Here is a 14,860-nt window from a genome sequence, read left to right on the forward strand (position 1 = left end):
TAATGTGAAGTTTAATAATTTTTGTCTTAGATAATAAGGCATAACTCCTAAAAACCCTCTTTTCTATCTTCCCCACATGCCCAGACACTTCAAGCGTGGTGTCAAGAGGGAGCACCACTTTCTCAAAGGCCTTGAAAAGCCCCTCGAAGAGATAGCCCAAATTCCAGGAGTTAAGAAGGTAATTCCCGGGAGGATCTACGCGAGCGACTCAAGGGGCTTCGAGATAAAGGTCTCGCGGGAGACCCCAACGGGGCTGAAGCTTATAGCGAAGAGCGATGGCTCAGTTCAGGATGTCTTTCTTGTCGTCGACAAGGCTGACAGGGAGAGAGTCTGGGGGGAAATCGAGAAGCTGAGTGATGAATGGAAAAATTAAAAATAACGGCTTCAACTCATCCAATGTACACCAGCTTGGCATTTATAGTAACATCCTTAGATGAAATCAGCGAGAATGTGTTGTCGAGCACTAGATAGTAGGTACCACCACCATAGAGATTAACAGTAGTATACACCTTTGTCACTTGACCACTATTGTACACTACTCTTCCATTCGAATCGACAATTTTGACAATAATGTCATCTCCGGAGCCTCCTTTAGCCTCAAACTCCAATTTAACCCTGACATCACTGGCATCATAAGGGACACTAAAACTGAATTTCCGTGTAGTTCCAGGATCCACAGTATATGTGCCACTAGCTATAGTTATAGTCCTCTCATGAGGCACAGCTTCTTGAACCGTCTCTGGAGCAAAAGCCATCAAACCCAAAAGTACTATCACTATAATGCCTATCACAGCTCCTACTCCAATTAGGAGTTTTTTCGTCTGCACCATGGTACCACCCACATTACTATGACTATTTAGTTTTAAAAAAGTTTCCACAATAATACAAAAATGATCTAGTGACAGAGAACAAAAGAACATACAAGCGGACAGAAAAATAGTCCAAAGCCTATTAAATCTCTCCCTTCCCCTCGAAAAACGCCTCCAGTTCCTCGTCGCTAATGTCCCCAGCGTCATCGATGTATCCAAGATTTCTCTTCTGAAGGTCTATGAGACCCGGTGTTAAGAGCAGCTTTCCGTCCAGCTTCGGTACCGCATAGTGCAGCGTTATCTCGCTGAATTCGTCGAGCTTTATCGTTGGATTCTCCTCGTACTCAATCTCCTCCAGCTTTTTACCGTCTGCTATGAGCTTGGCAACTATCGAAGCGCCATCTATGGAGTACTGCGGCTTTCCTATGTGGCGAACCTTCACTCCCTCCATACGCGATGTTATGAATTCCTTCGTTCTGCCGCGCGGCACAGCGTCGCCGAGAATTCCACCGACTACTATCATGGTGTCCCCGTCGATGTCCTCGGGCTTGAGCTCCTCCTCGGCCTGGAGGTCGAGGACGATGATTTTCGAGCGGTCAAAGGGAAACGTTGTGACGCTCTCAGTGATGACACTCCCGAGCTTTGCCAATCTCTCGCGCTCGTCCTCGCGAACGTTGGTGAATATCAGCCTGTCTCCCCACCACTCCGCAACGTGGCTGTACTCCAGCCAGAGCCAGTCACTTATCTCCTCGAGATGCTCAATGATCAGGTACGGCATTTTTCTCACCGATGGGGCTAAGGCCGAGCCTCTTAAAAGCCTTGCTTGTAGGCAAGAATGTCCAGCAACGGTTTTAAGCACAAAAACTCCAGCAAATCCCATGAGCTTTCGGGAGAAGTACGCCAAGCTTGGTGAACGCTATAACTTCCTCGAAAAACCTCTCGAGAGGTTCTTCTGTCCGCTGAGACAAAAGGCTATAAGCTTTGTTAAGGGAAGAACTCTTGAGATAGGCGTCGGCGTTGGCAAGACCCTTCCCTATTACCCTCCAGACGTTGAGCTCCATGCAGTTGATGCTGTGCCTGAGATGGTCAAGATAGCAGAGAAGAAGGCCAGAGAACTCGATCTGAACGCCCGATTTTATATTATGGACGCTGAAAAACTGGAGTTTCCAAGCGAAAGTTTCGATACCGTGATTTCATCCTTCGTCTTCTGCACTGTGCCAAATCCAGAGAAGGCTATGAAAGAGATTTACCGAGTCTTAAAGCCCGGCGGCAGGGCAATATTCCTGGAACACACGAAGAGCGAGTGTGAGCTCCTGAACTGGCTGTTTTTAAAGCCTCTGGACCTCTTCCTTGGTTGGCTCATAGAGGACAACACTCTAAGGGAGACGCACGATCTCGTTAGAAAATACTTCAAAATTGAGCACGAGGAGAGCCACTATCAGGGGGTTATAAGACTAATCATTGCAAGGAAGCCAGAAAACCAAAGTAAAGCTTTTAAGCCAAGGGGAACTTAGTATTAAACGCGCGGTGGTAGTCTAGCCTGGTCTAGGACACCGGCCTCCCAAGCCGGTGACCCGGGTTCAAATCCCGGCCACCGCACCATTCTCACAAACTTCGCCTTTGCGACGTTGATGCCTTCCTCGCCGCACGAGACAACATCTCCGTTGAGCTTGATCGGGGTTTGCATGTCGTTTTTAACTGTTTTAAGGGATTTGTCTTTATACAGGCAGTTTTTAGTGTTTCACGATAAATTTAGCGCCCAAAGGAAGTTAGGAGAAAGTGAGACTTGTTTTATTGGCTTGTTTTGAGTCAAGTCCATACTGGACTTGCAATCTTTAAAGGACATGCAAACTCTTCTCTGACAATTGGGAAGTTGCTTCTTTGATTAAACTTTGCAAAGCAAAATTTGCTTTGTTTCAAATGTTGAAACTTCGTCTCAACACATCGGGAAGCTTCGCCTCTCACGAAGCGTTGACGGAAAACTTGAGTGCGATTCTAAAATGCTTGTTTTCAAGAGGGTTTACTCTTCAATTATCGATTTGTGATGTTTCACTCTCCAAAAGGCGTCCGAAGGACGCCAGAATAAGGCGTGAAACTGCTTTAAAGACGCACCTTTTCAAAATTAACCCCTACTTCCAGGAAGTTCTAAGAGTGCACGCTCTAAATCTACGACACCAAAAATGAGAAAGAAAATTTTCGCGAGCCTTTCTTAAAGGCTCTACTTCAGCTTCTCGAGGATTATGGCAGGGCAAACCTTGGTGACGCCGTTAAGTTTACCTATCTTGTTGGAGATTATGTCTGAAAGGTCCTCTCCGTCCTTGGCCCAGATCTCGGCCATTATCATGTGGTCACCGCTCGTGAGGTAGACGTTCCTCACGAACTCGAACTCCTTGAGCTTGTTTGCGACCTCGAATATCTTCTCAGGGAGTGTGTCAACCCCAGTAAGGCTGACAAGGTTGTAACCGAGCTTTGACGGATCAACCACGATGGTGTACTGCCGTATAACCCCAGCCTCCTCGAGAGCCTTGACCCTTTTCCTGACGGCCGTCTCGCTGATGCCCAATACCTTCGCTATCTCCGTGAACGGAGTGCGGGCATCTCTGGTGAGCATATCGATTATAATCCTGTCCCTTTCATCAAGCATTTTTCATCACCTCTATCTTATGTTATGCAGACCAAGTATATTAAGTTTTTGAACTTGTCGGTTCTAAAGCCAAACCTTGTGTTTAAGTTTGACAACCACTTCGATGTGGGGAGTGTGAGGGAACATGTCGAGACCAACTGCCTCTTCCACAGAGTACTTTCCAGATAGCTCGTTCAAGTTCAGTTTAAGGGTCTTTGGGTTGCAGGAGACGTAAACGATGGTCTGCGGTTCATCTTTTAAGATTTTCTTGACCAACTTTGGATGCAAGCCCGCTCTCGGCGGATCGAGGATTATCGTGTCGTATTTCGCCAAGTTCTTGACGTCTTTGTCCTCTCCAACCGAAAAGACTGCATCAATCCCGTTTAGTTCGGCATTTCTGTTGGCCATCTCAACCGCGAAGGGGTTAATCTCGATGCCCTCAACGGTAAAGCCCCTCTTCGCAAGGTAAACGCCGAAGGTTCCGACGCCAGAATACAGATCGAGAACTTTTTCACCCTCCACGAGTCTGGAAACTTCCCTGACTAAGTTAACCGCTTGGTAGCTGTTAGTCTGGAAAAAGCTGTTGGGGTGGATAAGGTAAGCAACGTCATCGAGCCTCTCGCGTATGAACTCTTTCTTCCAAACCCTTTCCACATCGCCATAGGAGACATCGCTTGGTGTCCTGTTCACGCTCCAGTAGATAGAGTCAGCGTAGTCGAAGTAGTCCGGGAACTCCTCGGGAAGTTCCCCCTCGGCAGTTACAAGGTTCACCATCAGTTCATCCGTGAACTTGCCCTCACGAATGACTACATACCTCAAAAAGCCCCTGTTTTTGCCTATCTCATAGAGGCTCGGCTTGTGATCCTCTATAAACTCCCTGAGCGAACGGAGAACCTTTCCACTGGCTTTTCCGAAGACGGGACACTCCTCGATGTCCACGACGTCCCACCAAGTGCCCCTCCTTCTGAAGCCAATCCCATTTGTCGAAATGACAACATCAATACGATTTCTATGGCCATATATCTTCGGTGAAGGAATAACCTCGACATCAAAACCAAGAATCTCCGAAAGCTTGTCAGATTTGAACTTCAGCTGCTCATCGTAGGGAAGGTGCTGTAAGAGACAGCCGCCGCAGGTTCCAAAATATGGACACTTTGGTTCGGTTCGAATCTCAGAAGGCCCAACTACTTCATACTCAGTTGCTATGAGCGTTCTCTTCTTTTTCCGCCATCTTTTAATCTCGACGATATCGCCAGGGGCTGTAAATGGGACGTGAATTTCCCGTTTATCCAGCCTGACTATGCCCAGTCCTTCCAAATCCAGTCTCTCAACGACTCCCCTCATGATTCTTCCTTCAGAGGGTGCCTTATAAATCTGCCCTTGAACGAGTGTCAAATGTAGTTTCGGAAGGTTTATTTAGGTGGAGAGAGTAGTAAATAACGGTGCCGTTGATGTTCGGCAGGCGTAAGGATGTTGTTTACAAAGTCCTCGCCACCAAAAAGAGGGCCGTGGCCCTTCAGAGCCTGAGCGCCGAGCTCGAGACTCCCATGCCCGCGGTTCTTAAAACTGTAAAACAATTAGAATCAGACGGTCTCGTAGAGGTTTTCTACGGCCAGGATAAAGCCTCAATCATGGTGAAAGCAAAGACCATTGAGGATTACATCTGAGGCTTTTTCAATCATTTTTTAGAATAAAACACTAAGGGGGCCTAGCCAGTGGTATCAGTAGTCATAACCGGTAGGGGTGGGGCAGGAAAGACCACCATGACAACTAATTTGAGCACTTACTTCTCCAAGAACAACTACAGAACTCTGGTCATAGATGGCGACCTCTATCTTCCAAAGCTCGCATTCCACTTCGGCATATACAATCCGGTTTACAACCTCCATACCCTGCTAAAGGATCCCGAGATGAGGGTCCCGGATGCAGTCTACCATGACATCAAAACGGGTGTCGATGTGCTCCCAGGAAGTTCAAAGCTCTACGACGTCCTTGACCTAGATCAGAGAAGGCTTAAGGACATTGTGAGAGAGATTCAAACGAGATACCAGATTACATTCATAGATTCACCGGTCGGAATACCCTTCGATACTATTTCAACCTTCAGGCTTGCCCAGTACCAGCTAATCATAGTAGAAATAGAGCGCTGTCCGATACACTCGGTTCACAGAATGATAGAAAACGAAGTTGTCAAACTGAAGGCCCTCGGGGAGGCCTACGGCCTGAAAGTTGGGGTCATACTTAACAAGGTCCGGGAATCCTCGCAGAACATCGACGAAATAGTGGAGTTCCTCGAGTATAGCGTCGATGTTCCGGTTGTGGGAATAGTTCCCTATGACTATCAGGTTCCAGAAGCAACCAACGAGGGAAGGCCAGTTGTTGACTACGCACCTCACTCAAAAGCCTCAAAAGCCATCGTCGAGGCGGGCGACATCATGGGTGAATGGATATTCGGGGAAAAGAAAAAGGAAGGGTCTCTCCACAGGCTCTACAAATCATTATTCTCTCATTTGCGAGGGGGCAGAATCCCTGCGGGCAAAAAGCTCTGAGACCGTAACGAGCGGAAGAAAAGTGTACTTCTCCGTCATTTTTTCTTTGGCCCCCTCTTCCCTGTCCACAACAACGCTTATAGCAACAACCACCGCGCCCTCTTTCTCAAGAATCTCAGCTGCCCTGAGGACGCTGCCTCCTGTGGTTGTGACGTCCTCGACCAGGAGTATCCTGTCGCCAGGCGTCACTTCACCTTCTATCTGCTTTCCTGTTCCGTACTCCTTCTTTTTTTTCCTGACTATGATGAGGGATTTATCCGTTTCGAGAGCCAATGCAGTGGCTATTGGAACCGCCCCAAGCTCAGGGCCGGCCACTTTATCAAACTCGATGCCAAGTTCCTCGACCCTTGATTTCATCAGCTTTGCAATAAGCTTCAGCGCCCGGGGATTCGTGATGAGCTTTTTGACGTTGATGTAGTAGTCGCTCTCCTTTCCGGAGGTGAGAACAAAGCGCCCGAAGAGTATAGCCCCTTCCCGAAAGATCATCTCGATGAGCTCGTCCTTCATTTTGGACACCTTAATGTTAATAGTCGCGTAAATTCTGGGAGAAATAGACACGAAACTTAAAAATCTTAGCGTCAGGTTAATAAGAGATAAAGGCTGAGGAAAATATTATGCTGACCGTCGAAAGGGTTATTGAGCACTACTTTGCCGTCGTGATCATCGTTGGGGGTCTCAGCCTCCCCTTGGGGATAAAACATACACTGAGAGCCTGGCGGACACTTCCAGAAGTCGGGTGGAGGGGCAGAAGCTTTGGAATGGGACTTCTGGCATTGGTACTTGCATCATTCCTCGAGCTCCCCATTCTTCTCCTTGAGAGCTGGCTGGCTCTGGCTTTTACAGCAGGCCTCGTCGAGGAGACTATCAAACTCCTCCCGCTGGGATTCTTCAGAGACTCCCCTGGATGGGAGAAGTGGAAACTCGTGATTGGAACTGGCCTCTTCCTCGGTCTTATGGAGGGCATTCTCTACACCGCTGGGATAATCGTACTTGAGGAGGATGTATACCTGATCGGTGTTAGGGCGGTTCTCATCGGACTCCACACCGTCTGGGCAGCGATCTCGATAGGCTTCCTGCTGGGTGGAAGTGGCTGGGAAAGGTTCTACGGACTGGCCTTTTCAATGGCGGCACACACGCTCTACGACCTGCCTCCGCTGGCGGTCGTCCAAGGGCTGTCTGCCGGGGCGGTGGCAGTTCTGGGAGCGGTCTCGACAGCCTTCATGCTCGCAACTCCCATAATGGCGAAGAGAGCGGCCGAGCTGGCGCTGAAACTCGCCCCTGAAGAAGAAAGGGAGGAGCTAGCTTCAGAATTCACTTTTTAGCCTTGAACCTCTCCTGGAACTCGTAGAGCTGGGCGATGCGCTCTATCGTGTCGGCCTCTTCAGGACTTTTATCCTCTCTCAGAGCCACGTAGCGCGGGAACCTCAGCGCAAACCCGCTCCTGTACTTCGGACTCTTCTGTATCTCCTGGTAGGTGACCTGGATGACCACCTTCGGCTCAATCTCCACGAATTTGCCCTCACCACCGATGATGAGGGGCTTGAGCATCTTGGTGAACTCAACGAGGTCTTCATCGGTGAAGCCGCTGCCAACCTTCCCGACCGGCACAAACTCACCGCTGTGCGGGTCATAGGCCGCAACCAGGAAGGAGCCGAGCAGGTGTGCCCTCCTTCCCTCGCCCCACTCCGCCCCAATTATGACAAGGTCGAGATCTTCCATGGTGGGCTTTATCTTGAGCCACTTCTTGCCCCTGTTTCCGGGCTCGTAGACGGAATCGAGTCTCTTCGCCATGAGACCCTCATGGCCAAGTTCAAGGGCCTTCTTGTAGAACTCCTCGGCCTCCTCGACCTTCTTCGTGACCAGTTGCTGGGCAAGCTTGAGCTTTTCGCCCTCCTCGACGATTTCTTCAAGCTTAGCTCTCCTCTCGCGGAAGGGGGTGTCGATCAGGGGTTCTCCATCGACGTAGAGGACGTCGAAAAGGTTGAGCTCCAGCGGGATCTTCTCTATCATCTCTTCGATGTTGTATTTCCTCCTGAAGCGCCTGAGGACATACTGGAAGGGTCTTGGCCTTCCACCCTCACCCACAGCGACAAGCTCACCCTCAACTATCGCTTTTTCGGACTTTATGCTCGCCTTTATGGCATCAACGACCTCGGGGATAGAGCGCGTGACGTTCTCCAGCCGCCTGGAGTAGATTACAACCCTGTCGCCGTCCTTGTGAACCTGAACTCTCGCTCCATCGTACTTTATCTCGAATGCCGCCTCGGCGCCCATCTCGAGGAGGGCCTCCTTGACGCTCGCCGCGTTCTGGGCGAGCATCGGCCTTATCGGCTTCCCAATCTGAATGTGAACCTTCCCTAGGCCATCGTTGCCTTCGAGCTTCGCCACCTTTGCAACGTAGCCGAAGTCGCTCGTGAGCATGTAGGCACGCTCAACGAGCTCGGCTTTGACTTTGAAGGCCTCGGCTATGGCATCGCGAAGTATGCCCTCGGCAACGCCCGTTCTCATCATGCCGAGAACGGTTCTTGCTATGTATTTACCCTCTTCCGGCTGGGCGTCCATGAAGATGTTTGCGAGGTACTTCAGCTTCCTGTCCTGGCTTCCCTCGCCACTCGCTTCGGCTATCTTAATGAAAGTCTGATAAACGCGCTTTATCGTGAGCGGCTGGCTGAAGAAGCTCTTCTGCTTCTTTTTCTTTAATGCCAAGGCAACGCTCTCGCCCAGATCTCCCGTGTCCTTGACTGAGTTCTCTATTTCCCTCTCCTGAACACCGGTTGCCATAGATACGGCCTTTATGAGGAGCTTCTCACCAACACCAAGCTCCCTCTCGTCCCAATCGGGAAAGACCTTACCAAGAATCAGGTATGGGACCACCTCGAGAAGCTCATCTGGAGTTTTCTTCAGAAAGTCGGCCACGAACTTAGTCTTGAGCGTTTTGAGGGTAGTCTTCTCGAGCCTGCGGTAAAGGTCAGAGAGTTCAGTGTATTTCATGTCTCCCATGCTCACCACCAAGAAGAATAGGAAGTAAGGGGATAAAAGACTATCCTACCCACCTGCCAACCTCGGGCTTGCCCATGAAAACATCGACGACGTCGAACGGAACTTCCAGGTCAGCGAGGATATCCCGAGCTTTTTCAACTTCTTCCGGTTTAAGGAGGGCAAAGAGACCCCTACCAAGCATTATCATCGAGCTTGGGTTTGAGATCACTTTGTCCAGCTCTCTGGCTAGTTCAAGGAGCTCGCCGTCCAGCAAACCGGTCCTTTCGGCGAACTCCCTCGCGAGGATCATCATGCGCTCGGGTTTAGGCTCTGCCAGAAGCTTCTCCAGGGCCTTAGAACCCTCGGCTTCTATGGCTTTGATGACGTCTCCGTCGAGAACCTCCTTGGTAGAGAGCCTCCCGAGTGGAACAACGAGAACCTTATAGTCCTCGAAGAACAGGTTATCGACCAGACCTATTCCCGGACCTCCTGCCTTAACCCGAATCTCTATCCCACCGGCGAGCTGTGCAATGACATCACCCAGGCCACCCTTGTTGATCACCTCGTGTCTGTGCGCCGTCTGCGCAGCCCTGAGCCACGTCCCACCGAAGGAGTAGCTCAGAGCCAGAGCCGTGCCCAGGGCCCCGCCGGCACTGTTGCCAAAGCCGTAGCCGTTGGGAAAGTCGAAGTACTGCCATATCTCAACCTCACCTGTGAAATCCATTGGAACGAGCTCTTCAGCGACGGAGTGGCTTATCACGGCCTCGTCCTTCTTCACAGGCTCGCCGTTGAAGGCCACGTGAATGTGCCTCTCCAGCGTTCCGGTTTCAACACTGAGAAAGACGTTCGTGCCCTTGGAGAGGTTCACACCGGCCCCCAGAGAGCCTGCTTTGAGCGGATCATCGTGAAAGCGCGGGACGAAAAAGGCTGTGATGTGGGCGGGAACGAAAGCTCTAATCAGCATCACCATCACCTCCAAGAAGAGTGCTCTCTCATGTTTTTAAAATTGGTGAAGGAAAGGATGGAAAAAGAGGAAATCACTCCTCGGCAACGTAGATGGGCACCTTGCCGTGCGGTATGCCGTACTTCTTGCCGTACCACTCGCTGAGGACGTACCACGCACCGACGAGGAGGGCTATACCCAGCGGCAGGAGTATAACCCAGCTCGTGACTCCCAGGGCGAACAGGAGGTACAGCACGCTGCCAATTGTCGCAACCGTGAAGGCATAGGGTATTTGGGTTGTGACGTGGTCTATGTGGTCAGAACCACTGAACATGGAGCTCATGATGGTGGTATCACTGATGGGTGAGCAGTGGTCGCCGAAGATGCTTCCGGTAAACGTGGCTCCGATGGTGGCGAAGACTATCTCATTAACCTGACCGTTGGTGAAGGCCAGGCTGAGCTGGACTCCAAGCGGAACCATTATGGCGAAAGTTCCCCAGCTAGTTCCCGTGGTAAACGCAACGAACATCGCAGAGAGGAACATTATCAGCGGCATCCATGGTCCGAGGTTCGCCCCAGAGCTGGTCGCAAGGCTGATGACGTAGTCGCCGGTTCCAACGCTTTCAGCGGCGGTTCCGAGGCTCCAAGCAAGGACGAGGATGGTGTTGGCGAAGAGCATCTGCTTCATTCCCCTGACTACTGTGTCTTCCCACTCCTCCACCGTCATTTTCCTCCTGCCCAAAAGCATTATGCTGGCAACGACGACCATTGCGAAGGAGCCCCAGAGAAGCGCGGTGGCAGCGTCGGCCTCACGGAAGGACTCAATGAAGCTGTAGTTGAGGAAGTTGACACCGAACGGGTTCTCCAACTCGGTCCACCAGCCGAGATCCTGACTATATGCCTCAAGGTTGGCCGCTCCGGTGTACCAGAGGCCAAGCATGGAGACGCCAACGAGGACAAGGAGCGGAATAACGAAGTCCCAGAGACTTCCGCCCTCATTGGGCGTGCCTAGGTCAACCTCGGTGGTCATGAGGGGCTTCGCACCGTCGCGGAGGACTTTGCCCTCAGTCCTAGCGCGATATTCTGCCTTCAGCATGGGGCCGTAGTGCCTGTGGGTGTATGCAACGATGAAAACGAGTATTATTGCCAGTATCGAATAGAACCTATAGGGCACGCTAGACAGCCAGGCGTCATAAGTTCCATAAACGATGTTGGCGTTATCAAAGCCCTTGCCTATCATGAGAAGTTCATAGCCTATCCACGTTGAGACGAGCGCAAGACCAGCCACGGGTGCCGCGGTAGAGTCGTCTATGTAAGCGAGCATCTCCCTGGAAACCCTCATCCTGTCGGTGATGGGCCTCATGGTGTTTCCGACGACTATGGTGTTGGTGTAGTCATCGAAGAACACCAGTATACCGAGGATCCATCCGAGGATCGAGGCCCCTCTGCTGCTTTTGACCCTCCTTACCAGGGAAGCCGCCAGCGCGTGGACTGCGCCGGACTTGTAGATAAGTCCGACACCCGCACCTATCAGGAAGTTAAATATGAGTATCCTGGCGTTCCAGTCGCTTGTAACGCTACTGACAATCCACTCCAGCGTCTGGGTGGTCCCGACTACCGGATTACCGCCGGCGACCATCACTCCACCAATCCAGACGCCCGCAAACAGCGCCAGGATGACCCTCTTTGTCCAGATGGCTAAGATAATGGCAACCAATGGGGGCAGCAATGCCAACACACCAAAGTCCGACACATTTTCACCTCCTGAGGTGTTTCATGCAAAGGAACACGGAGAGAATATAAAGCTTTCTGTATATCCTTTGTCGTATTGCCTTATTCTCGAAAAATTTTCTGGAACGATTCCATCCATTAAAGGCCTAGTTACTGCATTCAGGGCAAATTTTATGAATTTCTGCATTAATGAAGACTTTCAAGTACATTAATGCTCACTAATACCATAAAAACCTTTCCCAAAAAAAAGCTTCAGAAAAGCACAACTAAACCTTAAAAGAAGGCAGAAAGGAGAAGTCACTCAGAAGAGTAATTGAGAAGTTAAGAAATTTTCACAAAGATTCTCCAGTCAGCTCCCTCAGCTTTTGGAAATCCTTTCTAAGCTCTTCCTTCAGCGCTGGGCGGTAAAGAGCCACGGCCGGATGGTACATTGGCATTATGACGATTTTTCCAAACAGCGTGTGGGCTTCGAAGGCCTTTCCGTGGATTTTACTTATGGGTTCGACCTCGAAGCCGAACTTCTCGAGTATGTAACGCATCGAGTGCCTCCCAAGTGGAACGATGACCTTCGGCCTTATGATGTCTATCTGCCTGTCGAGGTATGGTGAGCAGGCCTTTATTTCATCCTCCGTAGGGTCGCGGTTGTCAGGCGGACGGCATTTGACTATGTTCGTGATGTAAACCTCATCCCTGTCCAGGCCTATTTCAGCCAGGAGTTCGTCGAGAACCTTTCCTGCCCTCCCAACAAAAGGAAGCCCCTTCTGATCCTCCCAGTAGCCAGGTGCCTCACCGACGAACATGACCTTGGCGTTATAACTTCCCGAACCGGGTACGGCGTTAGTTCTGAGCTCGCCAAGGGGACACTTCCGACAGGATTTTATTTTCTCCTCGAGCTTATTCATCAGCTCTTCCTTGCCCATGAAAACACCTCAACGCTTCAGTGCGAGCGTCTTCTGGGCTAGATAAGCCTTGAGGAACTCGACCCAGGCAGTGTAGTAGCCCTTCTCATACTCGTCGCGGAACTCGTGCTCAAGGATTCCCTCAAAGTGCTCGAGCAGTTTCTCGGCCTTCTCCCGGTCATGGTCTCTTATAAGTTGGACTATCAGTGCATCAGGGTCGTTGTCTTTTATGGCGCTCATGAAACCGTTTATGGCCTTGCCATAACCCCTTCCCCACTCGTCGCTCCCGGCCATCTTCTGGAGCTTCTCAAGGTGAGCCCTGGCCTTGGTGAAGTCCCTCTTGAGGAGCGCGCGGAGGAACATCTCCATCCTCATCTCTCTCGCCGGCATTCTACCACCGCATTAAGTTTGAGCCTTGGCTTTTAACGCCTTCGCCTGCTGCCCAGACACATGCCATACCTATGAAGGAAAATCTGCATATTTACGCAAAAGTTTTTATACCTGCGGATTGGAGAAATGACTAGAAGTTGGAGTTGAAGAGGTGAACACATATGGCCGAGAGCATTGATGAAGTACCCAGCGGCGAAAAAGAGTTCGAGCAACTCACGAAGAGGGTCAGGGACGTACTGGAGTTTCCAGAGATAACCCCTGAGGAGTTTGAGGATATGTTGAAGAATGCGAGCAGGGCCTACGGTGGGCCGCTGCCGCACAAGACGTACTCCCTCTGTCCCGAGACGAGGAAGGTTGTTCCCGCTTTGATCTGGGAGAAGGATGGAAAGGTTTGGATAACAAAGCGCTGTCCCGAGGGCCTGATCACCGATGTTTATTATGAGAGCGTTGAGCAGTACTATCGCTTCCAGAAGTGGAGGTACGATTTCAATCTCATGAGTTTCAACGTTGAGAATTCAGGTGTCAACTGTCCCTTCGATTGTGGACTCTGCGCCAGGCACCGCTCCCACACTAGCCTGTTGAACATAGTCCTGACAAACAGATGTAATTTATCGTGCTGGTACTGCTTCTTCTATGCCAAGGAAGGCCAGCCCATCTACGAACCGACACTTGAGCAGATCCGCATGATGCTCCGCAATGCGAAGAAGGAGCATCCCATCGGGGCCAACGCCGTTCAGCTCACGGGCGGAGAGCCAACGTTAAGGAACGACCTCATCGAGATCATCAGGATAGCCAAGGAAGAGGGCTACGACCACGTCCAGCTCAACACCGATGGAATCAAGCTCGCATTTGAGCCAGAACTCGTCAAGAAGATCAGAGAAGCTGGAGTCAACACACTCTACCTGAGCTACGATGGAATGACGCCCCAGACCAACTGGAAGAATCACTGGGAGATCCCGCTCATCTTTGAAAACGTTAGGAAGGCCGGCGGACCGGGAATAGTCCTCGTCCCGACCACCATAAGGAACGTCAACGACCACGAACTCGGTGCCATAATCAACTTCGGCCTCAACCATCTCGATATCGTCCGCGGCGTCAACTTCCAGCCAATTTCCCTCGTTGGAAGGGTTCCCAAGAAGGAGCGCCAGCGCTTCAGGATAACCATCCCAGGGGCAATAAAGCGCATAGAGGAGCAGACCAACGGCACAATAGCCATGGAGGACTGGTACCCAATACCAATTGCCGGTCACATAGCAAGGTTCTTTGAAGCCTTCACGGGAAGCAAGTACTACATGACGAGCCACTACTGCTGCGGAGCGGCAACCTACATCTTCCTCGACAGGAAAAAGAAGAGGGTGGTGCCGATAAGCAGGTTCCTCGACGTTGAGGGCTTCGTTGAGTACCTCGAGACCAAGACTGAGGAGATAGAGAACTGGAAGCATCTTGGAAAGCTCCAGAAGCTCAAGCTCGGAGCTGAGATATTCATCAAGTTCAAGAGCTTCTACGATGAGAAGTACGCGCCAGAGGGACTCGACGTCCTCGACCTCATAAAGAACGCCTTCATGCACGGCAACTACGACGCCCTGGGCAAGTTCCACAAAAACGCGCTCTTCCTCGGAATGATGCATTTCATGGACGAGTACAATTACGACGTTGAGAGGGTTGAGCGCTGTGTCATCCACTACGCCATGCCCGACGGAAGGATAGTGCCGTTCTGTACATTCAACGTGATTCCGGAACTCTACAGGGACAAGGTGCAGGCACAGTTCAGCTACACCTGGGAGGAGTGGAAGACTCTACACCCGGACTGGGACTACAAGAAGGACAAGTACGTTAGAACCAAAGAGTTCGTCGAAAAGATGAAGAACAGCGAGCTCTACAGGAAGACCTACCTCGAGATAGAGGACTACTTCGGGGTGAACACCAAGGCCTGAGGT

At 50.9% G+C, this 14,860-nt stretch carries 16 protein-coding genes and 1 tRNA gene; 7 read left to right on the forward strand and 10 right to left on the reverse strand.

Annotation, left to right across the window (positions count from 1 at the left end):
• Positions 1 to 76 precede the first annotated feature (76 nt).
• A complete protein-coding gene (locus tag TON_RS07685; RefSeq protein ID WP_012572469.1) occupies positions 77 to 373 on the forward strand; it encodes a DUF2103 domain-containing protein in 297 nt (98 codons plus the stop codon).
• A gap of 16 nt (positions 374 to 389) precedes the next feature.
• On the opposite strand, the gene TON_RS07690 is transcribed toward TON_RS07685, so the two are convergent.
• Positions 390 to 830, reverse strand: coding sequence for an emp24/gp25L/p24 family protein (locus TON_RS07690; protein WP_048055101.1), 441 nt, complete (start codon positions 828 to 830; stop codon positions 390 to 392).
• Positions 831 to 951: 121 nt separating this feature from the next.
• Positions 952 to 1,587: a hypothetical protein gene (locus TON_RS07695; protein ID WP_012572470.1), complete on the reverse strand. Its 636-nt coding sequence runs from the start codon at positions 1,585 to 1,587 to the stop codon at positions 952 to 954.
• Between the two features lie 100 nt (positions 1,588 to 1,687).
• On the opposite strand from TON_RS07695, the gene TON_RS07700 reads away from it, so the two are divergent.
• Complete coding sequence (locus TON_RS07700) at positions 1,688 to 2,323, forward strand: class I SAM-dependent methyltransferase (protein ID WP_048055102.1); 636 nt, start codon at positions 1,688 to 1,690, stop codon at positions 2,321 to 2,323.
• Positions 2,324 to 2,333: 10 nt separating this feature from the next.
• Positions 2,334 to 2,411, forward strand: a tRNA-Gly gene (locus tag TON_RS07705).
• Positions 2,412 to 3,027: 616 nt separating this feature from the next.
• Here TON_RS07705 and lrpA read toward each other — a convergent pair.
• The gene (lrpA, locus tag TON_RS07710; protein ID WP_012572472.1) at positions 3,028 to 3,453 is read right to left on the reverse strand and encodes an HTH-type transcriptional regulator LrpA; all 426 of its coding nucleotides are present in this window, start codon (positions 3,451 to 3,453) and stop codon (positions 3,028 to 3,030) included.
• A gap of 63 nt (positions 3,454 to 3,516) precedes the next feature.
• Entirely contained in the window at positions 3,517 to 4,776 is a 1,260-nt protein-coding gene (gene rlmD / locus TON_RS07715) for a 23S rRNA (uracil(1939)-C(5))-methyltransferase RlmD (protein ID WP_012572473.1), read from the reverse strand.
• Between the two features lie 107 nt (positions 4,777 to 4,883).
• Between rlmD and TON_RS07720 the strand changes: the two genes are divergently transcribed.
• Together TON_RS07720 and TON_RS07725 are read left to right on the forward strand one after the other, a co-directional pair.
• Positions 4,884 to 5,099 carry a helix-turn-helix domain-containing protein gene (locus TON_RS07720; protein WP_012572474.1) on the forward strand — a complete coding sequence of 72 codons (216 nt, stop codon included), beginning with the start codon at positions 4,884 to 4,886 and terminating at the stop codon, positions 5,097 to 5,099.
• A 48-nt stretch (positions 5,100 to 5,147) separates the two neighbouring features.
• Complete coding sequence (locus TON_RS07725; RefSeq protein WP_048055103.1) at positions 5,148 to 5,981, forward strand: MinD/ParA family ATP-binding protein; 834 nt, start codon at positions 5,148 to 5,150, stop codon at positions 5,979 to 5,981.
• Here TON_RS07725 and pyrE read toward each other — a convergent pair.
• A complete protein-coding gene (pyrE, locus tag TON_RS07730; protein WP_012572475.1) occupies positions 5,931 to 6,488 on the reverse strand; it encodes an orotate phosphoribosyltransferase in 558 nt (185 codons plus the stop codon). The two genes, TON_RS07725 and pyrE, sit on opposite strands and share 51 nt — an antisense overlap.
• A gap of 107 nt (positions 6,489 to 6,595) precedes the next feature.
• Here pyrE and TON_RS07735 point away from each other — a divergent pair, with 107 nt between their 5' ends.
• Positions 6,596 to 7,303, forward strand: a complete 708-nt coding sequence (locus TON_RS07735) for a membrane protein (protein ID WP_012572476.1) — start codon at positions 6,596 to 6,598, stop codon at positions 7,301 to 7,303.
• Here TON_RS07735 and TON_RS07740 read toward each other — a convergent pair.
• The 5 genes from TON_RS07740 to TON_RS07760 form a co-directional block, all read right to left on the reverse strand.
• A complete protein-coding gene (locus TON_RS07740; RefSeq protein ID WP_048055182.1) occupies positions 7,293 to 8,972 on the reverse strand; it encodes an ATP-dependent DNA ligase in 1,680 nt (559 codons plus the stop codon). The two genes, TON_RS07735 and TON_RS07740, sit on opposite strands and share 11 nt — an antisense overlap.
• Before the next feature lie 49 nt (positions 8,973 to 9,021).
• Positions 9,022 to 9,924, reverse strand: a complete 903-nt coding sequence (locus TON_RS07745) for a pantoate kinase (protein WP_012572478.1) — start codon at positions 9,922 to 9,924, stop codon at positions 9,022 to 9,024.
• 73 nt (positions 9,925 to 9,997) lie between these two features.
• Positions 9,998 to 11,656, reverse strand: coding sequence for a Na+/H+ antiporter NhaC family protein (locus tag TON_RS07750; protein WP_012572479.1), 1,659 nt, complete (start codon positions 11,654 to 11,656; stop codon positions 9,998 to 10,000).
• A 310-nt stretch (positions 11,657 to 11,966) separates the two neighbouring features.
• Positions 11,967 to 12,554: a type-4 uracil-DNA glycosylase gene (gene udg / locus TON_RS07755; protein WP_012572480.1), complete on the reverse strand. Its 588-nt coding sequence runs from the start codon at positions 12,552 to 12,554 to the stop codon at positions 11,967 to 11,969.
• A gap of 9 nt (positions 12,555 to 12,563) precedes the next feature.
• Positions 12,564 to 12,923 (reverse strand): hypothetical protein, encoded by a 360-nt coding sequence (locus TON_RS07760; RefSeq protein ID WP_012572481.1) that lies wholly within the window; start codon positions 12,921 to 12,923, stop codon positions 12,564 to 12,566.
• A gap of 161 nt (positions 12,924 to 13,084) precedes the next feature.
• Between TON_RS07760 and tes the strand changes: the two genes are divergently transcribed.
• Positions 13,085 to 14,857: a tetraether lipid synthase Tes gene (tes, locus tag TON_RS07765; protein ID WP_012572482.1), complete on the forward strand. Its 1,773-nt coding sequence runs from the start codon at positions 13,085 to 13,087 to the stop codon at positions 14,855 to 14,857.
• Positions 14,858 to 14,860: the final 3 nt, after the last annotated feature.

The sequence above is a fragment of the Thermococcus onnurineus NA1 genome (assembly GCF_000018365.1).
Lineage (GTDB): Archaea > Methanobacteriota_B > Thermococci > Thermococcales > Thermococcaceae > Thermococcus > Thermococcus onnurineus.